Below are 25541 nucleotides of genomic sequence, written 5' to 3'. Positions count from 1 at the left end.
GGGGCCGGTCAGGCGACCTCGGGGGCCGCGGCGGCGGGTCCGCCGAGCGCGTCGCGCCGTTCGGGTGTCCGGAGCGTCACCATGCGCCGCCAGCCGGCCGCGCGCTCGGCGGCGTACACCGCGTGGATGCCTGCCGCGAGCAGCGCCGACCTGGCGCGCGACCAGCCCAGGATGCGCCCCATGCGGGCCATCACCGCGAGGCTGACGTCGCGGTGGACGCGGATCTCGGCGTGCGCGCACTCGCGCAGCGTCCGGCGGATGTACGGGGCGTGTCCGGCGGCCGCGTAGTGGAGCAGTTCCTCGTGGGAGTAGGCGAGGTGGTTGTCCTCGTCGGCCGAGATCATCCGGACCGCCCGGCCGAGGTCGGGGTGGTCGGCGAAGTGCTTGAGGAGCATGGCCATCTGTTCGGCGGCGCGCTGCTCGGTGACCCTGCTGTGGGCGAGGTAGGTGATGACGTCCCGCACGGTGAGTGGCTGGTCGGCCTTGAGCTTCTCGTGGGCGAGGCCGATGCCGTGCCGCTCGAGGAGCATCGTGTAGTCGGTCTCGGGCGGGACGTCGACGGGCTCGAGACCGCGCTTCTTCAGCAGGGCGTTGAAGATCCGGCCGTGCTTGTCCTCGTCCGCGCCGTGCCGGGTGATCTTGGGGGCGAGGTGCCGTTCGCTGTCGGGGACCAGCGCGGCGATGCGCGCGTTCTCCCAGCCTCCCTGGGACTCGCCGCTGGCCGCGATGGAGCAGAAGAGACGGAACGACTCGTCGTTGTCGAGGATCTCCTGGAAGAGACTCTTGGCCGAAAGCATCGGGGGCACCTCTCTGCCGCTGCGTGGTTCCGCAGGTTCCGCACACTCCGCGATGCACGAGTCAAGTGCGGGTGCGGGTGCGCGGCAACAGGTGCGGCGGACGACTGCGCCGAAAGAAGGAGGGCCGGGGCCGACGGGAGGCGTAACCCCGCGCGCGTGGGCGCGTTGTTCCTCGTGACGGCCGTGGCGGGGAAGACCCCCGAGCCCCCACCACGGCCGCAGAAACTTTCCTCCCGTGTCACGCCAGTCCGGCGCGCTCCAGGGCGTCGGTGCCGGCCCGGAGCGCGGCGAGCCGCTCGTCCAGGGTGAAGCCCGCGGGGGCGAGGGTGAGGGTGGTGACCCCGGCCGCGGCGTAGGCCTTCATCCGGTCGGCGATGCGGTCGACGGAGCCGAGCAGCGTCGTCCGGTCGATCAGCTCGTGCGGTACGGCCTCGGCGGCGCCCTGCTTGTCGCCGGACAGGTACTTGTCCTGGATCTCGGCGGCCTCCTGCTCGTAGCCCATGCGCTGGGCGAGCTGGTTGTAGAAGTTCTGCTTGCGGCTGCCCATGCCGCCGACGTACAGCGCGGTGTACGGCCGGAAGGTGTCGGCGAGGGCGGTGACGTCCTTGTCGTCGCCGAGGGCGAGCGGCAGTGTGGGGCAGATGTCGAAGCCGTCGAGGGTCTTGCCGGCCTTCTCGCGTCCGGCGCGCAGGTGCTTGACGGCGGTCTCCTCCAGGTGGTCGGCGGAGGGGAAGATGAGCAGGGCGCCGTCGGCGATCTCGCCGGTCTGCTCCAGGTTCTTCGGGCCGATCGCCGCGATGTACAGCGGGATGTGCTCGCGCTGCGGGTGCACGGTCAGCTTGATCGGCTTGCCGGGGCCGTCGGGCAGCGGCAGCGTCCAGTGCCGCCCCTCGTAGGACAGCCGCTCCCGGGTCATCGCCTTGCGCACGATCTCGACGTATTCACGCGTGCGGGCGAGCGGCTTGTCGAACTTGACGCCGTACCAGCCCTCGGAGACCTGCGGTCCCGACACACCGAGGCCGAGGCGGAAGCGGCCCTTCGACAGGGAGTCCAGGGTGGCGGCGGTCATCGCGGTCATGGCGGGCTGGCGGGCCGGGATCTGGAAGATGGCCGAGCCCACGTCGATGCGCTCGGTCTGGGCGGCGACCCAGGTCAGCACGGTGGCCGCGTCGGAGCCGTAGGCCTCGGCGGCCCAGCACACGGCGTATCCGAGCCGGTCGGCCTCCTGGGCGACGGCCAGGTTGTCCGCGTCCATTCCGGCACCCCAGTAGCCGAGGTTGATCCCGAGCTGCATGGCCGATTCCCCTTACCGATCAGTAACGTGGCTGGTGCCCCGACCTTAGCGCGCGGAATTCGGTTGTCCACAGGCCCCCACAGGGCAAGCCGTGGCCAGTAATGTCGGCGTTCATGGAGCAGAGGCATCTCGGCCGCACCGGCCTGCGCGTGTCCCGCATCGGTCTCGGCACCCTGACCTGGGGCCGGGACACGGACGAGCATGACGCCGCGGACCTCTTGAAGACCTTCTGGGAAGCGGGCGGGACCCTCGTCGACACGGCGGACGTGTACGGCGACGGGGAGTCCGAGTACCTGCTCGGGCGGCTGATGGAGGGCCTGGTGCCGCGCCGGGACCTGGTGATCTCGACCAAGGCGGGCAGCGTGCCCGACCCGGACCGCCGCTTCGACGGTTCGCGCGCCCACCTCCTCTCCGCGCTGGACGCCTCCCTGGCCCGCCTGGGCACGGACCACGTGGACGTGTGGCACCTGCACGCCTTCGACCCGCACACCCCGCTGGAGGAGACGCTGCACGCCCTCGACGTGGCGGTGAGCAGCGGCCGGGCGCGCTACGCGGGGGTGTCCAACTTCTGCGGCTGGCAGCTGGCCAAGGCGGCGACCTGGCAGCTGGCGGCGCCGGGCGTCCGCAACCGGGTGGCGAGCACCCAGATGGAGTACTCGCTGCTCCAGCGGGGCGTCGAGCGGGAGGTGCTGCCGGCCGCCCTGGACCTGGGCATCGGTCTGCTGCCCTCGTCCCCGCTGGGCCGCGGGGTGCTCACGGGCAAGTACCGCAAGGACGCGACCCCGCCGGACTCGCGGGGTGCCTCGGACCATCTGGCTCCGTTCGTCGAGCCCTACCTCGACGACACGGCCGGGCACATCGTGGACGCGGTGGCGACGGCGGCGGACGGGCTCGCGGTGACGCCGCTCCAGGTGGCGCTGGCCTGGGTCCGCGACCGGCCCGGGGTGGTCGCCCCGATCATTGGCCCGCGCACCGCGCAGCAGCTCACGGCGGCGTTGTCAGTGGAGGCCCTTAGTCTTCCTGACGAGATCTGCCGGGCTCTCGACGACGTGTCGGCGCCCGTGCACCGCTATCCCGATCACGACTGGAGCACGCTGTGAGCACGGAGCCCGAGCCCGCCTCGAAGGACACCACGGACGCCGTGGACGCCGGGCCGGAGACCCCGGGCACGGCCGAGGTGTCCGCGCCGGACACTCCGGACGCCGCGGAGCCGGACGCCGCAGAACCGGACGCCGCAGAACCGGACGCCGCGGAGCCGGACGCCCCGGCCGAGTCCGCGGCCGGCTCCGGTGACGGGGGCGAAGCGGCCGCGCAGGTGTCCGAGGGCGAGGCCGAGCTGGCCGCGCAGCGGGTCGAGCGGGAGCGGATCGAGCGGCGGAAGGCTGGGAAGCAGGGGCCGATCGACGCCGGCGGCAAGCTGAGCGGCACGGCGGCCGATCTGCTCGCGGCCGTACGCGCCGTGGAGAGCGGCGAGAAGCCGGCGGCCGCGGTCTTCGGCGCCCCCGAGCCCGCGCGCCGCCCCGCCCCGGAGCCGGTACGACGGCCCCGTCCGGCGCACCCCGAGCCGGCCGCCACCCCCGCCGGGCCGGTGGGACCGGCGCCGGAGACCGTGCGGTCGGTGCGGGACGTCCTGGCCGAGGGAGGCGCCCCCGAGTCGCTCGCCCCGCAGACCGCCGCGCTCCTCGGCGAGGGTGCGGAGGAGGCGCTGCGCGCGGATCCCTGGCAGCTGCTCCGGGTCGCCGGAGTGCGGCCGGAGCAGGCCGACGGGTTCGCCCGCGCACTGCTCGGCGCCCAGTGCGGTCCGGACGACGAGCGGCGCGGCCGTGCCATCACCGTCTGGCTGCTGGAGCAGGCGGCCCTGGCCGGGCACACGGCGCTGGAGCTGCCGCGGCTCACCGCCACACTGGCCCAGCGGGGCGTCCCCGATCCCGACGCGGCCGTGCAGGGCGCGCTGGCCGAGGGCGAGGCACTGGCTTTCCAGGACGCCCTGGACGAGCCCGGTGCCCGGCCCGAGCGCGCGGCGGGCGGAGCGGCGGGCGGCACGGACGGAGCGGGTGCGGAGGGCGAGAGCGCGGAGGGCGAGGGCGAGGAACGCCCCGTGCGGGTGCTGATCGGCCTCGAGCGGTACGCGCTCGCCGAGGAGAGCCTCGCCGACGGCCTGTCCCGGCTGGTCAACTCGCCGCCCAAGCAGGACGGCTCCGCCGCGGACTGGGAGCAGGCCGCCGCCTCCGCACAGGGCTCCGCCGCCGAGCTGATCCGCGCCGTCGCGGGCCACGGGCTGGTCCTGCACACCGGAGGCGAGGCGTCCCTGGCCGAGCCCGCCGCCCTGCTGCGGGCGGCGCACGCCCTGGGCCTGCGGGCCTGGGCCGCCGCGCCCGGCCCGCTCGGCCGCGACCGCTTCGCCGCCCTGCTGGGCGACCCATCGTCCGAGTCACCCTCCCCCGGACCGGGACAGGCCGCACCCGCCCCCGCCACCGCCCCTGCCGCCGTCACCGTGACCGGGCTGCTGACCGGCGCCGAGGGGCCGGGGCGGGACGCCGACGGGGCGCTGGACCTCGACCTGCTCGTCGTGCTCGACGCGCCGCAGCTCGACGTGGAGGCGGGCGCCCTCCTCGCGGAGTCGCTGCCGGACGGGGCCCGGCTGGTGCTGACCGGGGACCCCGCGGTGCTCTGGTCCGTGGGTCCCGGGCGGGTCTTCGCGGATCTGCTGGCGGCCCGGCTCTGCCCCCAGGTCGCCTCACGGCGCCCGGATCCCGGTCCCCTCGGCGAACTGGTCTCCGGCATCGGCATCGGCGAGCTGGGCCAGGTGGAGGCGCCCGGCAAGGAGGTCGTGATCGTGCCGGTGCGCGACGCGGGCGAGGCGGTCCACCGCACCGTCCAGCTCGTCGCGGACTCGGTGCCGCGCGCGATCGGCGTTCCGGCCGAGGAGACCCAGGTGATCACCCCGGGCCACGGCGGCGCCGCGGGCACTCGGGTGCTCAACGCGGCCCTGAAGGAACGGCTGAACCCGGGTCCCGGCCGCTTCGGCGGCTTCGACCCCGGCGACCGTGTCGTCCACACCCCGGCGCCGGGCCGGGTGCTGCCGGGCCGGGTGGTCGGGGCGGACGCCGACGGGCTGCACCTGTCGTGCGCGGGTGAGACCGTGGTCGTGCCCCAGGACCGGGTGGAGGGTTCCGTGCGGCACGGCTGGGCGCTGACCGCCCACCAGGCGCTGGGCGGCCGCTGGCCCGCGGTGGTCGTGGTGCTGCCCGGCGACGCCGTGCCGGCCCTCAGCCGCCCCTGGATCTACACGGCGTTCGGCCGGGCCGCCCGCCACCTGTCCGTGGTGCACGGTGTGGAGCAGGCGCTTCCGCGCGCCGTGTCGGAGATCCCGGCCAAACCCCGGACGACCCGGCTGCCGGTCCTGCTCACGCCGCAGGTCCCGGCCACCGACTGATCCGGGCGCCCGACCCCTGCAACCCGCCCGGCCGCCCCGCGCCGGGCGGCCACGGCACGCAGCCGACACCGCCCCGGGGCCACGGCATCGTCCCGTGCCGTGGCCCCGGGCGCTCAGCGGTCGCCCTCCAGACGGGCCGGGTCACCGGCCGGGTCGTCGTCCTCGTCCGTGTCCGTGTCCGTGTCCGTGTCGAGGCTGGCGTCGAGGTCCTCGTCCAGCTCCGGCAGGTCGCCGTCGTCGTCTTCGTCGTCTTCGTCGTCCGCGTCGTCGACGTCGTCGATGTCGTCGTCGAGCTCCTCGTCGAAGACCGCGCTGACGTCGAAGCGGCAGACCACCCGCTCCGGGTCGGCCTCCTCGAACGGCGCCTCCAGCCACTCGCCGGGGTCGGCACTCTCGTCCGCGGCCGTCACCCAGAGCGTGGAGTCGCCCTCCTCCAGCCCGAACTCCTTGTGCCGCGAGGCGATCTCGTCCGGCTCGAACTCGCCGAACAGGAGGCCGAGCGCCCCGTGCACCGTGTTCGAGGCCTCCACGCCCGGCCCCTCCTCGTCCGCCGCCTCGACCCGTCGGGCCTGGGCCATCAGCCGCTGCGGCTCGGCCACGGCGTAGTCGCGGCGGATCAGGACGCTGAGCGCGCTGGGTTCCTCGGGGCCCGTGTACGGCGGCAGCGTGTCCTCGCCGGGGATCTCGAAGGGAGTGACCTCGTCGTACCGGTCGTAGAGCAGTTCGTCGTACGCCTCCGCGGCCGCGGCCAGCTCGTTGAACGCGTCGTAGACGGCCGGGTCTTCCTCTCCCGACCGGCGTTCGACCGCCGCAAGGTGGCGGTCGAGCGCGGTCTTGACCGCCTCGGCGGCGGCGCGTACCTCGGCAGCGGTGGGCTGCGCAGCATCAGACATAGTGCAGACGCTATCCGTACCGGGCCCCAGCCCGCACAATAGATTCGATGCCGGAATACGAATTTGTCGATGTGTACCTACCGCGCGGGGTCACCCGCAAGGAGGCGACACGTCAGCTGACGGACCATGCCGAGTACGGACACTGGGAGTTGTACCGCCTGACCCTGCTGCGTGACGGCAGCCGCAAGGTGCGGTTGCGGCGGCGGATCATCCGCCAGGTGCGCGCCACCTGGTGATCCGGTGTCCGGGACCGGTCGGGCGCGAGTGACGGAGGTGGACGCGGAGCGGGCCCCGCCGATGCGGAGCCCGTTCCGTGTGCCGGTGTGTCCCTCTCACGCCGAGGCGCGTGCCTTGCGGTAGAGCACCGTGCCGGCGAGCAGCGCGCCGGCGCCCACCGGCAGGACGAGGCCCAGCGGCAGGTCGCTGCCGGTCTCGGCGAGCGCCGCGTGGCCGCCGGGCTGGGCGACCGTCTGGGTGCCCGGCCGGTTGTGCTCCGTGGAGTCGCCCGGCGTATCGCCGTCCGGACCGGACGGGTTGTCCGGAGTATCGGGGTTGTCCGGCTTCTCCGGAGGCGTCTCGTGGTCGCCGGGGGGCGTCGAGTGGTCCCCGCCTCCTCCCCCGTTGTCGCAGTCGTTGCCGAAGGCCGGATTGAGGGCGCCGACCACGTCGATGCTGTTGCCGCACACGTTCACCGGCACGTCGATCGGCACCTCGACGTGGTTGCCGGAGCCGACGCCCGGCGAGTCGGTGGCGTGACCGCCCGCGTGAGAGCCCCCGGAGTCCCCGTGCGCCCCGTCGTGGCTCCCGGAGTCGCCGTATCCGCCCGGGTCGCCGTGCCCTCCGGAGGCGTCGCCGCCCTGGTTGGCGCACGAGTTGCCCATCGCCGGGTTGAGGACGCCGACCACGTCCACCGTGTTGCCGCAGACGTTGACCGGCACGTGCACCGGCGCCTGCACCGTGTTGCCGGACAGCACGCCGGGCGAGCCCGAACTCGAACCGTGCGCACCCGAGTCCGCGTGGGCGGCACCGCCCGCGGCGGCGATCACGCCGGTGGCCGCCGCCATCGTCATCAGGCCCTTGCGGGTGACCTGTCGCATTTCCTGAATCCCTGCCTTGTCCTGGTCCCGTGGTACCGAGAATGCCGAGAGTGCCGGAATTCCGGCGTCACTGTCGTCCACTCGCCTCGAATGTCCCCCGAAAGGCCGTCGGCCCCGGAGCGCATGGCGCGCGCTCCGGGGCCGGCGGCATCACGTCCTCACGGGGCGAGGCACAACGTCACTTGTTGATGCAGACGTTGCCGAAGGCCGGGTTCAGCAGGCCGATCACGTCGATGGTGTTGCCGCAGACGTTCACCGGCACGTGCACGGGAACCTGAACGACGTTGCCGGAAAGGACGCCGGGCGAGTGCACGGCGGCACCCTGCGCACCGGAGTCGGCGACGGCCATGCCCGCGCCCGCGAGAACCAGACCACCGGTGGCAGCCGCAGCGGCGACGACCTTCTTGAGCATTGTTCCTCCTAGTTGGCAAACGCGATCCCAAAGTTGCCGATCGCATTACCTGTAACGAGGAGGGAGTAATGAGGCTACGAGCTTATGAGTGCATTCACTCGTCCCGGTCGCCTCCCGCACACACGGCCGATTCGGGACGCGCCCACACCGGCGTTTCAGGACGCGTCGATGAAACGGTCGAGCACCCGCACGCCGAACTGGAGTCCTTCCACCGGAACCCGCTCGTCGACGCCGTGGAACATGCCCGCGAAGTCCAGCTCCGGCGGCAGCTTGAGCGGCGCGAAGCCGAAGCCCCGGATGCCGAGTTCGTCGAAGGACTTGGCGTCCGTGCCGCCGGAGAGCATGTAGGGGACCGCCTTCGCGGCCGGGTCCTCGGCCACCAGCGCGGACTGCATCGCGTCGACCAGCGCGCCGTCGAAGGTGGTCTCGACGGCCTTGTTGGCGTGCACGTCCTCGCGCCGCACGTGCGGTCCGAGGATGCGGTCGACGTCGGCGAGGAACTCCTCCTCGTACCCGGGCAGATAGCGTCCGTCGACGTGTGCGGTGGCCTCGCCGGGGATGACGTTGACCTTGTAACCGGCGCCCAGCTGGGTCGGGTTGGCGGTGTTGCTGAGGGTCGCGCCGATGAGCTTGGCGATGCCGCCGAGCTTGGCGAGCGTGCCCTCCATGTTCTCCGGGTCGAGGTCGGTGCCGAGCGCGTCGCCGAGTTCGTCGAGGAAGGCCCGGGTGGTCTTGGTGACGCGGACGGGGAACTTGTGCCGTCCGAGGCGCGCGACGGCCTCCGACAGCTCGGTGATGGCGTTGTCGCGGTGGATCATCGATCCGTGCCCCGCGGTGCCGGCCACCGTCAGCTTCATCCAGTGGATGCCCTTCTCGGCCGTCTGGATCAGGTAGAGGCGGCGCTGCTCGTTCACGGTGAAGGAGAAGCCGCCCACCTCGCTGATCGCCTCGGTGACGCCCTCGAACAGGTCGGGGTGGTTGTCCACGAGGTGGCGGGCGCCGTACGTGCCGCCGGCCTCCTCGTCGGCGAGGAACGCGAGGACGATGTCCCGCGGGGGCTTGCGCCCGCTGCGCAGCCGGTCGCGCACGACCGCGAGGGTCATCGCGTCCATGTCCTTCATGTCGACGGCACCGCGCCCCCACACGCACCCGTCGGCGACCTCCCCGGAGAAGGGGTGATGGGTCCAGTCGTCCGCGTTGGCCGGGACGACGTCGGTGTGGCCGTGGATGAGCAGTGCGGGCCGGGACGGGTCCTCGCCCTCGATCCGGGCCACCGTGGAGGCGCGTCCGGGGTGGGACTCGAAGATCTTCGGCTCCAGTCCCACCTCGGCGAGCTTCTCGGCGACGTACTCGGCCGCCTTGCGCTCGCCGGGGCCCGAGTGGTCGCCGTAGTTGCTGGTGTCGATCCGGATCAGCTCGCGGCAGAGGTCGACGACCTCGTCCTCGCCGGTGACGCTCCTGGCCGTGCCCGAGTCGCTCACGTGGTTCCTCCCGCTGTCGCTGCCGATGTTCCTGCTCCTGGGTCCCCCTCATCCTCCCCCTGCGGCCGTCCGGACCCAAGGAGGGGGTGATCGGCCACCCCGGAAAGCCTGGTAATGTTTACGTCGTCGCCAAGGGGAACACCCCGCGCGACAGACACCTTGTCCGGGTGGCGGAATGGCAGACGCGCTAGCTTGAGGTGCTAGTGCCCTTTATCGGGCGTGGGGGTTCAAGTCCCCCCTCGGACACCAGTGAGAACCCCTGCTGAGCAGGGGTTTTCTGCTTTTCCCCTACAGTGGACGCCATGCCCACGCCCACCCTCTCCTGCCCCTGCGGCCGGTCCGAGCCGTACGAGACGTGCTGCGGCCGGTTCCACGCCGGGACCGCCGCCGCCCCGACCGCCGAGGCTCTGATGCGCTCGCGCTACAGCGCCTTCGTGAGGCAGGACGCGGGCTATCTGCTGCGCACCTGGCACCCGCGGACGCGGCCGGCGCGGCTGGACCTGGACGCGGGCATGCGGTGGACCGGCCTGGAGATCCTGGGCACGGCCGACGGCTCCGCCTTCCACGCCACCGGGACCGTGACGTTCCGGGCGTCCTACCGGGGCGGCTCGCTGCACGAGCGGAGCCGGTTCGAGCGGGTGGACGGGGCGTGGGTGTACGTGGACGGGGAGTTCCTCGACTGACGCCGCTCCCCCGGCACCCCCCGGCACACCGCGGCTCTCCGCGGCTCTCTACGGCGCCAGGATGTCCAGCTCCTGCAGCGCCCCCTCGGTGATCTCCCGGGTCAGCCGCTCCGCGCGCTCGGCGTCACGGGCGCGGACCGCCTCGGCGACCTGGACGTGCAGGGTGACGGCGGCCGGGTCGGGGTCCTCGAACATCACGTCGTGGTGGGTGCGGCCGGCCAGGACCTCCGCGACGACGCCGCCGAGGCGGGCGAACATCTCGTTGCCGGAGGCGGTGAGGACGACGCGGTGGAAGGCCACGTCGTGGAAGAGGTACTCCTCCAGCCGGTGACCGCGTGAGTTGGCGACCATGCCGAGCGCGCACTCGGTCAGCTCGGCGCACTGCTCGGGCGTCGCGAGCCGCGCCGCCAGGCCCGCGGCCACCGGTTCGACGGCCGACCTCAGCACGGTCAGGGAGCGCAGCTGCCGGGGACGCTCGGAGCCGGCCAGGCGCCAGCGGATGACCTGCGGGTCGTAGACGTTCCACTCGCACTCGGCGAGGACGGTGACGCCGACGCGGCGGCGGGACTCGACGAGGTGCATGGACTCCAGCACCCGGACCGCCTCCCGCATCACCGAGCGCGACACCTCGAAACGCTGGGCGAGCTCGTCCGTGCGCAGCACGCTGCCCGCGGGGTATTCGCCCGCTGTGATCGCGGGGCCGAGGGTGTCCAGTACGCGGCCGTGCAGCCCCCGGCCCGGTGTGCTCATGCACTCAGCGTACGGGGCAGATCACGGGAACAAAAAGTCAGACTTATATGTCACAGACTCTTGAAGTTGTCGTACCAATGAGTTTCAGTTGCGTCGACATCAGGTGTCGACGAAGACAGCAGACAGCGAGAGTGCGATGCAGCAACTGCACACCCCCCACGTGGTCGTGGTCATGGGCGTCGCGGGCACCGGGAAGACCACCATCGGTCCCCTGCTCGCGGCCCGGCTCGGCGTTCCCTACGCCGAGGGCGACGACTTCCACCCGCCGGCCAACATCGCCAAGATGACGGCCGGCACCCCGCTCACCGACGAGGACCGCTGGCCCTGGCTGGACGCCATCGGCGACTGGGCGCACGGGCGGGCCGGGCTCGGTGGGGTGGTGAGCAGTTCCGCGCTGAAGCGGTCGTACCGCGACCGCTTGCGGGCCGCCGCTCCCGGTGTCGTCTTCGTGCACCTCACGGGCAGCCGTGAGCTGATCGAGGACCGGATGTCGCACCGTGAGGGCCACTTCATGCCGACGGCCCTGCTCGACTCCCAGTTCGCCACGCTCCAGCCGCTGGAGCCGGACGAGGCGGGAGTCGCGGTGGACGTCTCCGGCACCCCCGAGGAGATCACCGCACGGGCGGCCGACGCCCTGAAGGGTCTTCCCGAGCCGGTCCGGTAACCCCCCGCACCCACCTCCCCCGGGGTCGTGCCGCCCTCCGCGCGCACGGCCCCGCATCCCCCCAATCCCCATCACCGCAAGGGAACCACCGTGACCAGACTCAGCGTCGAGATGCTGGCAGCGGACCCCGTCGAGCCGATCACCTCGGCGGGCCACGCCCAGCTGGGCATCGCCGTGCTCCTGGGCATCGCCGTCATCGTCCTGCTCATCACCAAGTTCAAGCTGCATGCCTTCCTGTCGCTGACCATCGGGTCGCTGGCGCTCGGCGCCTTCGCCGGGGCTCCGCTGGACAAGGTCATCACCAGCTTCACCTCCGGACTCGGCTCCACCGTCGCGGGCGTCGGCGTCCTGATCGCCCTCGGTGCGATCCTCGGCAAGATGCTCGCCGACTCCGGCGGCGCCGACCAGATCGTGGACACCATCCTCGCCAGGGCGACGCGCCGCTCGATGCCGTGGATGATGGTGCTGATCGCCTCGGTCATCGGGCTGCCGCTGTTCTTCGAGGTCGGCATCGTGCTGCTGATCCCGGTGGTCCTGATGGTCGCCAAGCGCGGCAACTACTCCCTGATGCGGATCGGCATCCCGGCGCTGGCCGGTCTGTCCGTGATGCACGGTCTGGTCCCGCCGCACCCCGGTCCGCTGGTCGCCATCGACGCGGTGGACGCCAACCTCGGTGTGACCCTGGCGCTGGGCGTGCTGATCGCGATCCCGACGGTGATCATCGCCGGTCCGGTGTTCTCGAAGTACGCGGCCCGCTGGGTGGACGTCCCGGCCCCCGACCGCATGATCCCGCAGCGCGCCTCCGAGCAGCTGGACAAGCGCCCCGGCTTCGGTGCCACCCTGGCCACGATCCTGCTGCCGGTCGTGCTGATGCTGCTGAAGGCGCTCGTCGACATCGTCGTCGACGACCCGGAGAACGTGGTGCAGCGCACCTTCGACGTCATCGGCAACCCGCTGATCGCCCTGCTGGTCTCCGTGATCGTCGGTATCTTCACGCTGCTGCGGCCCGCCGGGTTCGGCAAGGACCGTCTGACCGGCCTGGTCGAGAAGGGCCTCGCGCCCATCGCCGGCATCCTCCTGATCGTCGGCGCGGGCGGCGGCTTCAAGCAGACGCTGATCGACTCCGGCGTGGGCCAGATGATCCTGGAGATCTCCAAGGACTGGTCGATCCCGGCGCTGCTGCTGGCCTGGCTGATCGCGGTGGCGATCCGGCTGGCGACCGGTTCGGCGACGGTCGCGACCGTCTCGGCGGCCGGCCTGGTCGCGCCGCTGGCGGCCGACATGTCGACCACGCACGCCGCTCTGCTGGTCCTGGCCATCGGCGCCGGTTCGCTCTTCTTCAGCCACGTCAACGACGCCGGCTTCTGGCTGGTGAAGGAGTACTTCGGGCTGAACGTCGGCCAGACCATCAAGACCTGGTCCGTCATGGAGACGATCATCTCGGTGGTCGCCGGTGCCCTGGTGCTGCTGTTGTCCCTGGTCATATAGCCGCACCAGGCATCCAGTACCAGCGAGCAGGAACGGGAGTACGACGATGACGGCCCACCCCCTCTTCGACATCGGCGGGCGCACCGCCCTGGTGACCGGCTCCAGCCGGGGCATCGGGCTGGCCCTGGCCCGGGGCCTCGCGGAGGCCGGCTGCCGGGTGGTCCTCAACGGACGCGACGGCGACCGTCTCGCCGAGGCCGCCGCCGGACTTCCCGGCGAGGTCCGCACGGCGGTGTTCGACGTGACCGACGGTCCGTCCGTGGCCGCCGGGATCGCGGAGGTCGAGGAGCGGGTGGGTCCGCTCGACATCCTGGTCAACAACGCCGGGATGCAGCTCCGGGCTCCCCTGCTGGAGTTCGCGGACACGGACTGGCACCGCGTCCTGGACACCAATCTCACCAGCGCCTTCCTGGTGGGCCGGGAGGCGGCGCGCCGGATGACGGAACGCGGCCACGGCAAGATCGTCAACATCTGCTCGCTGCAGAGCGAGGTGGTCCGCCCGGGCATCGCGCCCTACGCCGCCACCAAGGGCGCGCTCAAGATGCTCACCAAGGGCATGTGCGCCGACTGGGGCCCGTACGGCGTCCAGGTCAACGGGCTCGGCCCCGGCTACATCGAGACCGAGCTGACCCGGCCGCTGGTCGAGGACGAGAAGTTCAGCACCTGGGTGCGCGGGCGCACTCCGGCCGGCCGGTGGGGCCGTACGGAGGACCTGGTGGGCGGGCTGCTGTTCCTCGCCTCGCCCGCGGCGGACTTCGTCGGCGGACAGATCCTGTACGTCGACGGCGGAATGACGAGCGTCCTGTGAGCGCGCGGGAGGCTTCCGTGCCGGGCTGCGTGATCCACGGCGCGGGTGACCTGCGGGTGGAGGACGTGCCCTCCCCCGTGCCCGGTCCCGGCGAGGCGCTGGTCGCGGTCCGCTACGGCGGTGTCTGCGGCTCCGACCTGCACTACTGGCGGCACGGCGGCGTCGGCGACTTCCGCCTGCGGGAGCCGATGCTGCTCGGGCACGAGGTGGTCGGGACGCTCGTGGCGTACGGCTCCCCGGACACCGCCGGTCCGGCGGGTGGGCCGCGTCCGGCGGCCGGTGCGTCCGTCGCCGTGCACCCGGCGACCCCGTGCGGGGTGTGTCCGGAGTGCGTGGACGGACGGCGCAACGTCTGCCGGGACACCCGTTACCTGGGCAGCGCGGCCCGGTTCCCGCACGTCCAGGGCGGATTCGCGGCGCGGATCGTCGTCCCCGCCGAGCAGGTGCGCGCCCTCCCGGCCGGACTGGACCCGCGCCGGGGCGCGCTCGCCGAGCCCCTGTCCGTCGCCCTGCACGCCGTGCGCCGGGCCGGGGACCTGACGGGCCGGCACGTGCTGGTCACCGGCGCCGGGCCGATCGGGTGCCTGGTGGTCGCGGCGGCGAAGGCGGCGGGCGCGGCACGCGTGACGGTGACGGACCTGCTGCCCGCGGCTCTGGAGTACGCGCGGGCGGCCGGTGCCGACACCCTCGTACGGGCCGACGACCCGGACGACTCCGGTTGGCCGGGAGAGGTGGACACGGCCGTCGAGGCCTCCGGGGTGGCCGCGGGTCTCGACACCTGTCTGCGGCTGGTGCGGCGCGGCGGTGTGGTCGTCCAGCTCGGCATGCTGCCGCCGGGGCAGAGCCCCTTCCCCGGGAACCTGGTGGTGAGCCGGGAGATCGAGCTGCGCGGGGCGTTCCGCTTCGACGGCGAGTTCGACGACGCGCTGCGCCTGCTCGCGGCCGAGCCCGCGTTCGACGCGCTGGTCAGCGCGGTGGTGCCGGTGCGGGACGCGGCGTCGGCGTTCGAGCTGGCCGCGGACCGGAGCCGGTCCTGCAAGGTGCTGCTGGACTTCGGCGCGGCTCCGGCCGGCTGAGTCCGGCACGCCCCGCATGTTCGGGCTCCGACTCACGAGACGCCGGAGCCCGGACACCCCCAAGGCCGCCCCTCCCCCGGTCAGGAGGAGGCGGCCTTGTCCAGTTGGAACGCCTCGTTGCCCTGGCCGATGCGGGCGTGCCGTTCGGGGGCGCGGGAGCGCAGGAGCAGACCCTGCACCACGCCGGCGACCGCGGCGAGGCCGATGATGCCGGGCAGCACCCAGCTGAGGGCGGAGCCGGGTCCCGCGCCGACGAGCACGTCGAAGTCCTTGACCGTGTAGCCGGCGATCACCAGCAGGGCGAGGCCCGCGACGGTGGAGGTGACCAGGCGTACGCCCTGGGCCCCGGCGGCGCCGCGCCGGACGAAGAAGGCCACGACGGAGAACGAGGCGGCGGCCATCAGCACGATCACGCCGAGGGCCCCGATGTTGCCGCCCCAGGTGAACAGGTGCAGCACGGGCTGGGTGGGGTCGCCGTTCGGCTTGTCGTCGGCGATCGCGAAGCCGATGACGACGACCGCGGACACGGCGGTCTGGAGCAGCGAGCCGGTGCCGGGCGCGCCGCTGGTGCCGCTGGTCCGTCCGAAGGCGGCGGGCAGCAGGCCCTCGCGGCCCATGGCGAAGGCGTACCGGGCGACGACGTTGTGGAAGCTGAGCAGGGCGGCGAACATGCCGGTGACGAACAGGACGTGCAGGACGTCGGTGAAGGTGCCGCCGAGCCGTGACTCGGTCAGGAAGAACAGCAGTCCGGCGCTCTGCTCCCGCGCGGTGCCGACGATCCTGTCGGGTCCGGTGGCCACGGTCAGGGCCCAGCTGCTGAGCGCGAAGAAGACGGCGACCCCCGCGACCGCCAGGAACATGACACGCGGAACCAGTACGTGCGGCCGGCTGGTCTCCTCGGCGTACACCGGTGCCTGCTCGAAGCCGAGGAAGGCGGCGATGCAGAAGCAGAGCGCGGTGCCGACCCCGGCGCCGGTCAGGGTGTCCGGGTTGAAGGCGTGCAACGACAGGCCCTGTGCGCCCGGGTCGGCGACGGCGGCGATGTCGAACACCACCACGAGGACGACCTCGATGAGCAGCAGGACGCCCAGCACGCGCGCGTTGACGTCGATCTTCAGCCAGCCCAGCGCGCCGACCGCGAGGACCGCCAGCAGGGCCGGGATCCACCAGGCCACGTCGAGGTCGGCGTAGGTGGACAGCAGGCCGGAGACCTCGAAGCCGAAGATGCCGTAGATGCCGACCTGGAGGGCGTTGTAGGCGACCAGCGCGACCAGGGCGGCGCCCGCGCCGGCGGTACCGCCCAGGCCCCGGGAGATGTACGCGTAGAAGGCGCCCGCGTTGTGGACGTGCCGGCTCATCTCGGCGTACCCGATGCTGAACAGGATCAGCACCACGCCGAGCACCACGAAGAGCAGGGGCTGTCCGACGATGCCCATGACCGCGAAGGTGGTGGGCATGACGCCCGCGACCACCATCAGCGGGGCGGTGGCGGCGAGCACGGACAGGAGCAGTCCTCCCGTGCCCAGCCGGTCGGCGCGCAGGGCGCGCTCCTCGCCCTTGAAGGTGCTGATGGCTCCACCGCTCGCGGATCTGCTCGTACTCGAACTGCCCGTGGTCATCGCAGGACGTCCCTCTCTCGTGTGGCTTTCGTGCGGGGTGGTGTGCGTCGGGTCTTCCGGGCGGTCAGGCCGTGCCGAGCGCGCCCTCGCGGGCGGCCCGGAAGGCGGCGAACGGGTCGCGGTCCGGGTAGGACCACGGGGCCGGCGTGGCGTGCTCGCCGATGCGGTGGAACAGCGCGGCGGCCTCGGCGCCGCGGCCCTCGCAGGACTTGGCGTGGGCGAGGAAGTTGAGGTCGATCAGCCGGCGCGGGTGGCCGTCCTGCTCCCATTCCAGCCACCAGTCGAAGGCCGCCTTCATCACCAGCCGGGCGCGCCGGCCGACCCAGTGGCCCGAGGCGGCCGGGTCGGGCGACTCGTGCCCGGCGGCGGCCAGCACCCGGTAGCGCTCGGCGTGCGCGACGACCGGGAGGATGGCCAGCGGGGAGTCGGCGGGGGCCTGCTCGGCGGCCCAGTTGGCGAAGTCGTACACCTCGTGCAGCGGGTCGGAGCCGCCGTCGACGCCGCGCTCGGCGAGCCGGGCCACCATCAGGTGGTGGGCGTGGTGGTGGTCGGCGTACCGTCCGCGCACCTCGTCGAAGACGCGGACGGCGTCCTGGTCGGTGCCCAGCGAGCGTTCCAGCACGAGCAGCCCGAGCCAGGGCGTGGGATCGTCCGGCACGAGGGCCGCGGCGTCCCGGCACGCCTCGCGGACCCGCGCGGGCTTCTCCTTGCCCCGCAGGGCGCGGTGGACCAGGGCGAAGGCGAGCAGCACCGACGCGTCGGCGGAGCCGGGGTCGGCGAGCAGCCACTCGCGGGCCCAGGGCGCGCAGTGGGATTCGCGCGCCAGGACGGACACCCGGTGCCCCCGGCGGTCCCAGTCGTCACCCGTGTGGACCAGCAGGGACCGGACGGACTGCCAGCGCCCCTGGGCCAACGCGGCACGTGCGGCGGCGAGTTCGGCGTCGTCGAGGGCCTCGTCGAAGGTCTGGGCCGCGCGTTTGCGGCCGCGGCCGAGGGGAGGCGGGGGTGGGGACACCGCGGGAAACTTCCTCACGCGACGCGGTAGGTCGTCGTAGCCGGACTGCCATGACCGGATTGCCATGAACTGATCACGCACAGCAAACCGGCAGCCAAGGCTTGACGTCAAGAGGATCCGGCCCGTTACACGCGTCAACTCGCGTTACAGCAGGGGAACTTGTGCCGATCGGCGGTCGCCGTCCGCGTGTCCGGCGCCCGTCGCCGGCCCGTGCCCCCGAATGCGCCGCTCGCCCGGCACCCGGCGGCCACCCGCACTAGAGTCGGCCGCGACGCCCCCGTGACCCGACTGACGATCGAGGTACGCAGCGTGTCGGTTCTGGTTCTCGTTCTCGCCGTGTGCGCCGCGTGCTGTCTGGGTTTCGGTTTCGTCCTCCAGCAGAACGCGGCCGAGCGTGCCCCGCTGGGCGACTTCCTCTCGCCCCGCCTCCTGCTCGACCTCGTGCGGGTGCCGCGCTGGCTGGCCGGCATGGGGCTGATGGTGGCCGGTCTGGTCCTCGGTGCGATCGCGCTGGGCGGCGGTGAACTCACGCTGGTGGAACCCCTCCTGGCGACGAACCTCCTCTTCGCCCTCGCGCTGTCCCGCGTGCAGACCCGGCAGCCGCTGGGCCGCCAGGGCTGGGCCGGCCTCGCCCTGCTCGCGGGCGGGGTGAGCGCGTTCATCGTCGCGGGCGAGCCGCGCGGGGGCAGCGCGGTGACCGACCCGGTACGGCACTGGCTGATCGTCGGCGTGATGCTGGGCCTGGCGCTCCTGCTCACGCTGTGCGCCGGCCGCCTACGGCTGACCTGGGGTCCGGCGCTGCTGGCCCTGGCCGCCGGCCTGGTGTACGGGGTGCAGGACGCGTTGACCCGGGTCAGCGGCCGGCGCTTCTCGGCGGGCGGCCTGTCGGAGCTGCTGACGGGCTGGCAGCCGTACGCCGTGGTGGTGCTCGGCATCACCGGTCTGGTCCTGGTCCAGAGCGCCTTCGAGACGGCACCCCTGCGCAGGTCGCTGCCCGCGCTGACGGCGGCCCAGCCGCTGGCGGGCATCGTCTGCGGGGTCGGTTTCCTCGGCGACCGGCTGCGCACCGACGCCGGCGCCCTCGCGTGGGAGGCGGCCGGTCTCGCGGCGATCGTGGTGGGCATCGTCCTGCTGGGGCTGCATCCGGCGCTGCCGCAGGGCACGGGGACGGGCGAGAGCGGGCGCGAACGGGCGCTGGAGCGGAGCTGAGGCCTGCGCCGTCCGCTGTTTGGATGGGGGGATGAGTTCTGCTGACGAGATTCTCGACGTCGTCGACGAGGACGACCGCGTCGTCGGGCGGGCCCGGCGGGGCGACGTGTACGCCCGCGGGCTGCGGCACCGGTGCGTGTTCGTGTGGGCCCGGGACCCCGAGGGGCGGGTCTTCGTCCATCGCCGTACGGCTTCGAAGCTGGTGTTTCCCGCGTTGTACGACATGTTCGTCGGCGGGGTGGTCGGCGCGGGTGAGTCCTACGACGACGCGGCGCTGCGGGAGGCGGAGGAGGAGCTGGGGGTGAGCGGGCTGCCGCGGCCGGAGTTCCTGTTCAAGTTCCTGTACGACGACGGGGGTGGGCGGACGTGGTGGTCGGCGGTGTACGAGGTGCGGGTGGCGGGGGCGGTGTCTCCGCAGGTGGAGGAGGTGGACTGGTACGCGTTTCTCTCCGAGGGGGAGCTGGAGGGGCGGGTCGGGGAGGGGGTGTGGGAGTTCGTGCCGGACGGGGTGGCGGCGTATGCGCGGCTGCGGGCCTGGCGGGGCGTTCGCTGAACCGGGGTGCGTTCGGGTGATTGGTGTCGCGGTGGGCGCGGGGGCGGGTGCGCGGCCCGGCGTGGCGGGGTGCCTCCGGCGGACGACTGCCCGCGGTGGCGGCGGGAGTGCCGGATAGGGTCCCTGGGTGAGTGAATTTGTGCGGAGTGTTCGGTTGTGGTTTGCGCCTGAGGAGGTGCGGCGGGAAGGGCGGACCCCCGACTACCGGTTCTCGCTGGCCAACGAGCGTACGTTCCTGGCCTGGCTGCGTACCGCCCTCGCGCTGATCGGCGGCGGGTTCGCGGTGGATCAGTTCCTGCCCGACCTGCGGTGGGGCTGGCGGGTCGGGCTCGCGCTCGCGCTGCTCGCCGCCGGCGTGGTGTGCTCGCTGCGGGCCGTGAACCACTGGGCGCGCTGCGAACGCGCCATGCGCCGGGGCGAGGACCTGCCCGTCTCCCGTTTCCCGGCACTGCTCAGCCTGGTCGTGGCGGTCGTCGCCGTCGTGATGGTCGTCGTGGTCCTCGTCGGCTGGGAGGGCTGAGCGTGCCCGGCGCCGACGCGGCACCCGCGGACCGCGACCCCGGGCTCCAGCCGGAGCGCACCCGGCTCGCCTGGCGCCGCACCACGCTGTCCGGCACGGTCGTCGCCGTACTCGCCGTGAAGGCGGCGCTGCACGGCGGCGCGACGACCCTCTCGGTGCTGGCCGCCGCCCTGTGCTGTGCCCTGTGGCTCGCCTTCGTCCGGATCGCGCACGGCCGTATCCGCGCCCTCGCCGAGGCGAGCAGACCCCCGGCGATCACCCCGCCGCGCGTCACCGCCGCCACCCTGTGCATCCTCGCCCTCGCCGTCTGCGGGGCGCTCCTCGTCCTCTGAGGAACGGCGCCGGCCCGCCCGTAACGCCGATCACGTTCCGTCCGCCCACTGGACGGCATACCGACCGGTCGGCATCATATGTCGGGTACTGTTCGCCTGCCCCAGGGAGAGCCGATGAGCCCCGACCACCCGCCCGGACTCGATCTCGACCGGTTGCGCGTCCTGCTCGACCGCGAGCGGCCCGGCCTGGTGACCGGTCCGCTGTCCGGCCGGCTGATCGAGGGCGGACGGTCGAACCTCACCTACGCCGTCTCGGACGGCACCGCCCGCTGGGTGGTACGGCGCCCCCCGCTCGGCCACGTCCTGGCCACCGCGCACGACATGCGGCGCGAGCACCGCGTCATCAGCGCGCTGCACCCGACGGACGTGCCGGTGCCGCGCCCGGTGCTGCTGTGCGAGGACGAGGAGGTGCTGGGGGCACCGTTCTACGTGATGGAGTTCGTGGACGGCACCCCGTACCGCACCGCCGAGCAGCTCGCCCCCCTCGGGCCCGAGCGCACCCGCGCCGCCGTGCTGGACCTCGTCGACACACTGGTCCACCTGCACGCGGTGGACCCCGACCGGGTGGGCCTCGCGGACTTCGGCCGCCCCGAGGGCTTCCTGGACCGCCAGCTGCGCCGCTGGGCCAAGCAGCTCGACGCCTCCCGCAACCGCGACCTGGCCGGCATCGACGAGCTGCACGCCACGCTCGGCCGGGAACTGCCGCGCTCCCCCGCACCGACCGTCGTGCACGGCGACTACCGCCTCGACAACGTCCTCATCGGTGACGAGAACGGCGAGAACGGCGACGGGAACGGCGCGAGAAGCAGGATCAGGGCGATCCTCGACTGGGAGATGTCCACGCTCGGCGACCCGCTGACCGACCTCGGCCTGCTGGTGATGTACAGCAGCCCGCTCGGCATGCCCGACTCCCCCGTCTCCACCACCGCCCAGGCCCCCGGCCACCCCGCCCCCGCCGAACTGATCGAGCGGTACGCCGCCCGCTCGGGGCGCGACGTCACCGCGGTCGCCTGGTACACGGCGTTCGCGTGGTTCAAGCTCGCCGTGATCCTGGAGGGCATCCACTACCGCTACACGCTGGGCCAGACGGTCGGCCGCGGCTTCGACCGCATCGGCGACCTCGTCCCCGTCTTCATCGAGCACGGCCTGACCACCCTCCAGAAGGGCTGACCCGCCATGGACTTCGCCTACGACGCACGCACCGAGGAACTCCGCGCCCGGCTGCTCGCCTTCATGGACGAGTACGTCTACCCGGCCGAACAGACCGCCCACGAGCAGCGCGCCCGGCTGGCCTCCCCGTGGGACACCCCGCAGGTCGTGGAGGACCTCAAGGCCGAGGCACGCCGCCAGGGCCTGTGGAACCTCTTCCTCCCCGACGCCGAGCACGGCGCCGGCCTCACCAACCTCCAGTACGCCCCGCTCGCCGAGATCACCGGCCGCAGCCCGCAGCTGGCGCCGACCGCGACGAACTGCGCGGCGCCGGACACCGGGAACATGGAGGTGCTGGCCCAGTTCGCCGACGAGGCCCAGCGGAAGCAGTGGCTGGAGCCGCTGCTCGCGGGTGAGATCCGCTCGGCGTTCGCGATGACCGAGCCGGACGTGGCCTCCTCGGACGCCACGAACATCACCACGCACATCGAGCGCGAGGGTGACGAGTACGTCGTCACGGGCCGCAAGTGGTACATCTCCGGGGCGATGAACCCGGACTGCAAGATCTTCATCGTGATGGGCAAGACCGACCCGGACGGCGCGGACATCCGCCGCCAGCAGTCCATGGTGCTGGTCCCGCGCGACACGCCCGGCGTGACGGTGAATCGCGCCATGCAGGTCTTCGGCTACGAGGACCACTACCACGGCGGCCACGCCGAGGTGACCTTCGACCACGCGCGCGTGCCGGTGTCGAACCTGATCGGCGAGGAGGGCAGCGGCTTCGCCATCGCCCAGGCGCGGCTCGGTCCCGGCCGCATCCACCACTGCATGCGGCTGATCGGCATGGCCGAGCGGGCGATCGAGCTGATGTGCCGCCGCGCGGTGTCCCGCGAGGCCTTCGGCAAGGCGCTGGCACAGCAGGGCGTGGTGCACAACTGGATCGCGGACGCCCGGGTCACCGTGGAGCAGCTGCGGCTGCTGGTGCTGAAGACCGCCTGGCTGATGGACACCGTCGGCAACCGGGGCGCGCACACCGAGATCCAGGCCATCAAGATCGCCACGCCCCGCGCGGTGGTCGACATCATCGACCGGGCGATCCAGCTGCACGGCGCGGGCGGCGTGAGCCAGGACTTCCCGCTGGCCGAGCTGTACGCGGGTGCGCGGACGCTGATGATCGCCGACGGCCCGGACGAGGTGCACCAGCGTTCGCTGGCCCGCCGGGAGATCAAGAAGTACCTCTGAGCGGGGCGGCGCCCCCGGAACTCCCCGGGGGCCGTCGCCTCACGCGTGGGTCACGGGCGCAGTGCGCGCAGCAGCAGGTCGGCGAGGTGGTCGGCGACCTCCTGCGGGCTGAGCGGGCCGTCGGGGCGGTACCAGGTGGACAGGTGGTGGATGGACCCGAAGTGGTAGTCCACCACCAGGTCGGCCGGGGTCTCCTTGGTGAAGACGCCGGTCCGCTGGCCCTCCTCGATCAGCGCGCGGAAGCGTTCGTGGTAGCGCCGGCGCTCCGCGCGCACCTGCTTGTTCTTCTCCGGGCTGAGCTGGTGCATGGAGCGGAAGAAGATCGACGCGTCGTCGAGGTTGTCGATGGTGGTGACGACGACGTCGGCCGCCGCGTCCCGTACCCGCTTCTCGACCGGCTCGTCGGCGTCCGCGAAGGCGTCCAGGCGTTCCTGCTGGAGGCGCAGCACGCGCGCGTACACCTCGTGCAGGAGGTCGTCCTTGGAGCCGAAGTAGTGGTAGAGCGCCCCCTTGGTGACGCCTGCCGCCTCGACGATCTCCTGCACCGAGGTGCGGTCGTAGCCCTGCTCGGCGAAGAGCCGGGTGGCGGCGGCCAGGAGCCGCTGCGGCACCGGAGTGCCGTCCCCGTCCGTGGTCCTGGGCACTGCCGTCACCTGCCTTTCCGTTTCACTGTCCGTTCACTGTCGTGTCCTGCTGCGTACGGGAACGCCGTTCCCGACGGAGGATCTTCCCACTTTCCGGCTCCGGCACGTCGGGCAGGGCGGCCCGGCGCGGGCGGGCGCCGGGCGGGCACGGGGCCGGGCGGTCACCCGGCCGTCGATTCCTCCCACTGCCGCTGGAGCCGGTTCATGCCGTGCATCCAGCGGTCGGGGTCGGCGGCCCGCGCCTGGTAGTACGCGGCGACCTCGGGGTGCGGGAGGACGAGGAAGCGGTCCTCCTCGATGCCCTTGAACAGGGCGTCCGCGACGTCCTGCGGTTCGATGGCGGTGGGCTGGAGCACCAGGTCGCCGGCGCCGCCGGTGGCGGCCAGCATGTCGGTGCGCACGCCCTGCGGGCAGATGGCGTGGACCTTGATCCCGCGGTGGCGGTACGTCAGGGACAGCCACTCGGCGAAGGCGTACGCGCCGTGCTTGGTGACGCTGTAGGGGGCGGCGCCGATCATGGTGAGCAGTCCGGCGGCCGACACGGTGGAGACGAAGCGGCCGCTGCCGCGCTCCAGCCAGTCGGGGAGCAGTTCGTGGGCCGCGCGGACGTGGGCCATGACGTTGACGTCCCAGGCGAGCGCCCAGACGGACTCCTCCGCGGCCTCCGAGCCGCCGGAGCCGACGCCCGCGTTGGCGCAGTACACGTCGACCGTGCCGCCCAGCGCGTCACGGGCCTCGGAGACGATCACGGAGGCGTCGCCGGGGACCGCTGTGCCGCCGATCTCGTCGGCGACGGCCTTCGCCCGGTCGGCGTCCAGGTCGTTGACGACGACCCTGGCTCCCTCGGCGGCGAAGCGGCGGGCCAGCGCGGCCCCGATCCCGCCTCCCGCCCCGGTGACGACGACTCCGGCATCCTGCACGGCTTCCACCATCGGTCTCCTTCGACACGCGACACGGCTCGGGCACTGCTCGCTCTCCCCTGGCAGCGCCAGACTAACCAGTCGGTATGTGCGACGGAAGAGGCGAACCGCGGTCTACTCCATTCCCCGCGGCCCGGGGTGCGGGTTAGCGTGCGTGCGCATGACACCCGCCGCGATCACGGAGGTCACCGCATGACGCTGTCCAGACGTAATCTGCTCGCCACGACGGCCGCGGTGGCGGCCGGAACCACCGCCGCCGCCGCGTCGGCGGGCACGGCACACGCGGCGCCCGCGGGGCACGGGGGCCGTCGGCTGCGCACCGGATTCGAGCGCCTCGCCGACGGCGGCTACGCCCCGCTCGACGGGCAGAAGGTCGGCATCGTCACCAACCCGACCGGCATCACCCGCGACGTGCGCCACATCGTCGACGTCATGCACGCCGACGACCGAGTGAACCTGACCGCCGTCTTCGGGCCCGAGCACGGCTTCCGCGGCACGGCGCAGGCGGGCGGCTCCGAAGGGCGCTACGACGACCCCGCGACGGGACTGCCCGTCTACGACACGTACCTGAAGAGCGGGCAGCCCCTCGCCGACGTGTTCACGGCGTCCGGCGTGGACACCGTCGTCTTCGACATCCAGGACGTGGGCGCGCGCTTCTACACGTACATCTGGACCCTGTTCGACTGCATGGAGGCGGCCTCGCTCGCGGGGAAGCGGTTCGTGGTCCTGGACCGGCCGAACCCGGTGACCGGGCGGGCGGCCCTCGGCCCGGTCCTGCACAAGGAGTTCGCCACCTTCGTCGGCCGGCAGCCGATCGCGCAGGCGCACGGCATGACGGTCGCCGAGCTGGCGCTGCTCTTCAACGGCGAGTTCCTCGATGCGCCGGTGCCGCTGGAGACGGTGACGATGACGGGCTGGAAGCGCTCCGAGTTCTACGACGTCTCCGGGCTGCCCTGGGTGCCGCCGAGCCCGAACATGCCGACGCCGGAGTGTGCGCTGGTGTACTCGGGGACCTGTCTGTTCGAGGGCACGAACCTCTCCGAGGGGCGCGGTACGACCCGCCCGTTCGAACTGCTGGGCGCGGAGGGCGTCGACGGGGGCTGGGCCGCCGCCGCGAACGAGGTCGGGCTGCCGGGTGTGCGGTTCAGGGAGGCGTACTTCGCGCCCACCTTCTCCAAGTTCGCGGGCAGGACCGTCGGCGGTGTGCAGCTCCACGTGCACGACCGGGCCGCGTTCGACCCGGTGCGCACCGGGATCGCGCTGCTGGTGACCGCCAGGCGGACCTGGGACGGCTTCGCCTGGCGGTCGGACCACTGGATCGACAAGCTCACCGGGTCCACGCAGGTGCGCACGATGATCGACGCGGGCGCGGACACCGACGAGGTGGTGCACGGCTGGGAGCGGGAACTGGCGGCGTTCCGCAGGACGCGCCGCCAGTACCTGCTCTACAGGTGACCGC

The 25541-nt window shown here is 72.8% G+C and carries 26 protein-coding genes and 1 tRNA gene; 16 read left to right on the top strand and 11 right to left on the bottom strand.

Going from position 1 to position 25541, the window contains the following annotated elements; genetic code table 11:
* Positions 1–8 precede the first annotated feature (8 nt).
* The gene (locus tag Sco07f_RS24400; RefSeq protein ID WP_087791820.1) at positions 9–797 is read right to left on the bottom strand and encodes a hypothetical protein; all 789 of its coding nucleotides are present in this window, start codon (positions 795–797) and stop codon (positions 9–11) included.
* Between the two features lie 238 nt (positions 798–1035).
* A complete protein-coding gene (locus tag Sco07f_RS24395; RefSeq protein ID WP_007447876.1) occupies positions 1036–2091 on the bottom strand; it encodes an LLM class F420-dependent oxidoreductase in 1056 nt (351 codons plus the stop codon).
* A 113-nt stretch (positions 2092–2204) separates the two neighbouring features.
* Between Sco07f_RS24395 and Sco07f_RS24390 the strand changes: the two genes are divergently transcribed.
* On the top strand, positions 2205–3191 hold the full coding sequence (locus Sco07f_RS24390; protein ID WP_042825857.1) for an aldo/keto reductase: 987 nt from the start codon (positions 2205–2207) through the stop codon (positions 3189–3191).
* The gene (locus tag Sco07f_RS24385; RefSeq protein WP_108989206.1) at positions 3188–5527 is read left to right on the top strand and encodes a helix-hairpin-helix domain-containing protein; all 2340 of its coding nucleotides are present in this window, start codon (positions 3188–3190) and stop codon (positions 5525–5527) included. Before Sco07f_RS24390 ends, Sco07f_RS24385 begins: the two co-directional genes overlap by 4 nt.
* 113 nt (positions 5528–5640) lie before the next feature.
* Here Sco07f_RS24385 and Sco07f_RS24380 read toward each other — a convergent pair whose 3' ends face one another.
* The gene (locus tag Sco07f_RS24380; protein ID WP_108989205.1) at positions 5641–6420 is read right to left on the bottom strand and encodes a hypothetical protein; all 780 of its coding nucleotides are present in this window, start codon (positions 6418–6420) and stop codon (positions 5641–5643) included.
* A gap of 47 nt (positions 6421–6467) precedes the next feature.
* Here Sco07f_RS24380 and Sco07f_RS24375 point away from each other — a divergent pair, with 47 nt between their 5' ends.
* Positions 6468–6656 carry a DUF5703 family protein gene (locus Sco07f_RS24375; protein ID WP_007388288.1) on the top strand — a complete coding sequence of 63 codons (189 nt, stop codon included), beginning with the start codon at positions 6468–6470 and terminating at the stop codon, positions 6654–6656.
* A 96-nt stretch (positions 6657–6752) separates the two neighbouring features.
* Here Sco07f_RS24375 and Sco07f_RS24370 read toward each other — a convergent pair whose 3' ends face one another.
* The 3 genes from Sco07f_RS24370 to Sco07f_RS24360 all read right to left on the bottom strand — a co-directional run bounded on the left by Sco07f_RS24370 (position 6753) and on the right by Sco07f_RS24360 (position 9410).
* Positions 6753–7517, bottom strand: coding sequence for a chaplin (locus Sco07f_RS24370; protein WP_108989204.1), 765 nt, complete (start codon positions 7515–7517; stop codon positions 6753–6755).
* Between the two features lie 178 nt (positions 7518–7695).
* Positions 7696–7929, bottom strand: a complete 234-nt coding sequence (gene chpH / locus Sco07f_RS24365) for a chaplin ChpH (protein WP_007388273.1) — start codon at positions 7927–7929, stop codon at positions 7696–7698.
* A gap of 155 nt (positions 7930–8084) precedes the next feature.
* Positions 8085–9410: a M20/M25/M40 family metallo-hydrolase gene (locus tag Sco07f_RS24360; RefSeq protein ID WP_007388274.1), complete on the bottom strand. Its 1326-nt coding sequence runs from the start codon at positions 9408–9410 to the stop codon at positions 8085–8087.
* Positions 9411–9571: 161 nt separating this feature from the next.
* On the opposite strand from Sco07f_RS24360, the gene Sco07f_RS24355 reads away from it, so the two are divergent.
* Both Sco07f_RS24355 and Sco07f_RS24350 read left to right on the top strand, forming a co-directional pair.
* Positions 9572–9659 (top strand) — tRNA-Leu (locus Sco07f_RS24355).
* A gap of 53 nt (positions 9660–9712) precedes the next feature.
* Positions 9713–10093 carry a YchJ family protein gene (locus Sco07f_RS24350; RefSeq protein WP_108989325.1) on the top strand — a complete coding sequence of 127 codons (381 nt, stop codon included), beginning with the start codon at positions 9713–9715 and terminating at the stop codon, positions 10091–10093.
* Positions 10094–10141: 48 nt separating this feature from the next.
* Here the strand turns inward: Sco07f_RS24350 and Sco07f_RS24345 are convergent, their stop codons facing one another.
* Entirely contained in the window at positions 10142–10843 is a 702-nt protein-coding gene (locus Sco07f_RS24345) for a FadR/GntR family transcriptional regulator (RefSeq protein ID WP_007388275.1), read from the bottom strand.
* A 136-nt stretch (positions 10844–10979) separates the two neighbouring features.
* Here Sco07f_RS24345 and Sco07f_RS24340 point away from each other — a divergent pair, with 136 nt between their 5' ends.
* From Sco07f_RS24340 to Sco07f_RS24325, 4 genes are all read left to right on the top strand, one after another.
* Entirely contained in the window at positions 10980–11507 is a 528-nt protein-coding gene (locus tag Sco07f_RS24340; protein WP_007388290.1) for a gluconokinase, read from the top strand.
* A gap of 90 nt (positions 11508–11597) precedes the next feature.
* Complete coding sequence (locus Sco07f_RS24335; RefSeq protein ID WP_108989203.1) at positions 11598–12995, top strand: GntP family permease; 1398 nt, start codon at positions 11598–11600, stop codon at positions 12993–12995.
* 46 nt (positions 12996–13041) lie between these two features.
* A complete protein-coding gene (locus Sco07f_RS24330) occupies positions 13042–13803 on the top strand; it encodes an SDR family oxidoreductase (protein WP_108989202.1) in 762 nt (253 codons plus the stop codon).
* Between the two features lie 17 nt (positions 13804–13820).
* The gene (locus tag Sco07f_RS24325) at positions 13821–14879 is read left to right on the top strand and encodes an L-idonate 5-dehydrogenase (protein ID WP_167468208.1); all 1059 of its coding nucleotides are present in this window, start codon (positions 13821–13823) and stop codon (positions 14877–14879) included.
* Positions 14880–14959: 80 nt separating this feature from the next.
* On the opposite strand, the gene Sco07f_RS24320 is transcribed toward Sco07f_RS24325, so the two are convergent.
* Together Sco07f_RS24320 and Sco07f_RS24315 are read right to left on the bottom strand one after the other, a co-directional pair.
* Entirely contained in the window at positions 14960–16498 is a 1539-nt protein-coding gene (locus tag Sco07f_RS24320; RefSeq protein WP_108989200.1) for an APC family permease, read from the bottom strand.
* Between the two features lie 64 nt (positions 16499–16562).
* Positions 16563–17513 carry a hypothetical protein gene (locus Sco07f_RS24315; protein ID WP_167468207.1) on the bottom strand — a complete coding sequence of 317 codons (951 nt, stop codon included), beginning with the start codon at positions 17511–17513 and terminating at the stop codon, positions 16563–16565.
* Positions 17514–17822: 309 nt separating this feature from the next.
* Between Sco07f_RS24315 and Sco07f_RS24310 the strand changes: the two genes are divergently transcribed.
* The 6 genes from Sco07f_RS24310 to Sco07f_RS24285 all read left to right on the top strand — a co-directional run bounded on the left by Sco07f_RS24310 (position 17823) and on the right by Sco07f_RS24285 (position 22518).
* A complete protein-coding gene (locus tag Sco07f_RS24310) occupies positions 17823–18722 on the top strand; it encodes a DMT family transporter (protein ID WP_042822132.1) in 900 nt (299 codons plus the stop codon).
* Positions 18723–18753: 31 nt separating this feature from the next.
* Positions 18754–19275, top strand: a complete 522-nt coding sequence (locus Sco07f_RS24305) for an NUDIX domain-containing protein (protein WP_167468206.1) — start codon at positions 18754–18756, stop codon at positions 19273–19275.
* Positions 19276–19402: 127 nt separating this feature from the next.
* On the top strand, positions 19403–19795 hold the full coding sequence (locus tag Sco07f_RS24300; RefSeq protein ID WP_042822119.1) for a YidH family protein: 393 nt from the start codon (positions 19403–19405) through the stop codon (positions 19793–19795).
* 2 nt (positions 19796–19797) lie between these two features.
* Positions 19798–20127, top strand: coding sequence for a DUF202 domain-containing protein (locus Sco07f_RS24295; protein WP_007388297.1), 330 nt, complete (start codon positions 19798–19800; stop codon positions 20125–20127).
* Between the two features lie 114 nt (positions 20128–20241).
* A complete protein-coding gene (locus Sco07f_RS24290) occupies positions 20242–21297 on the top strand; it encodes a phosphotransferase family protein (RefSeq protein WP_087791802.1) in 1056 nt (351 codons plus the stop codon).
* A gap of 6 nt (positions 21298–21303) precedes the next feature.
* On the top strand, positions 21304–22518 hold the full coding sequence (locus tag Sco07f_RS24285; RefSeq protein WP_108989198.1) for an acyl-CoA dehydrogenase: 1215 nt from the start codon (positions 21304–21306) through the stop codon (positions 22516–22518).
* Positions 22519–22568: 50 nt separating this feature from the next.
* Here the strand turns inward: Sco07f_RS24285 and Sco07f_RS24280 are convergent, their stop codons facing one another.
* Together Sco07f_RS24280 and Sco07f_RS24275 are read right to left on the bottom strand one after the other, a co-directional pair.
* Positions 22569–23162: a TetR/AcrR family transcriptional regulator gene (locus Sco07f_RS24280; protein ID WP_007388278.1), complete on the bottom strand. Its 594-nt coding sequence runs from the start codon at positions 23160–23162 to the stop codon at positions 22569–22571.
* Positions 23163–23323: 161 nt separating this feature from the next.
* Positions 23324–24094 carry an SDR family oxidoreductase gene (locus Sco07f_RS24275; protein WP_007388279.1) on the bottom strand — a complete coding sequence of 257 codons (771 nt, stop codon included), beginning with the start codon at positions 24092–24094 and terminating at the stop codon, positions 23324–23326.
* Between the two features lie 180 nt (positions 24095–24274).
* Here Sco07f_RS24275 and Sco07f_RS24270 point away from each other — a divergent pair, with 180 nt between their 5' ends.
* Positions 24275–25537, top strand: coding sequence for an exo-beta-N-acetylmuramidase NamZ family protein (locus Sco07f_RS24270; RefSeq protein WP_007388300.1), 1263 nt, complete (start codon positions 24275–24277; stop codon positions 25535–25537).
* The last annotated feature ends 4 nt before the right edge of the window (positions 25538–25541 follow it).

Source organism: Streptomyces coelicoflavus (genome assembly GCF_003112555.1).
In the GTDB taxonomy this organism is placed as follows: domain Bacteria; phylum Actinomycetota; class Actinomycetes; order Streptomycetales; family Streptomycetaceae; genus Streptomyces; species Streptomyces coelicoflavus.
This window is presented reverse-complemented; position numbering and strand designations above follow the sequence as displayed.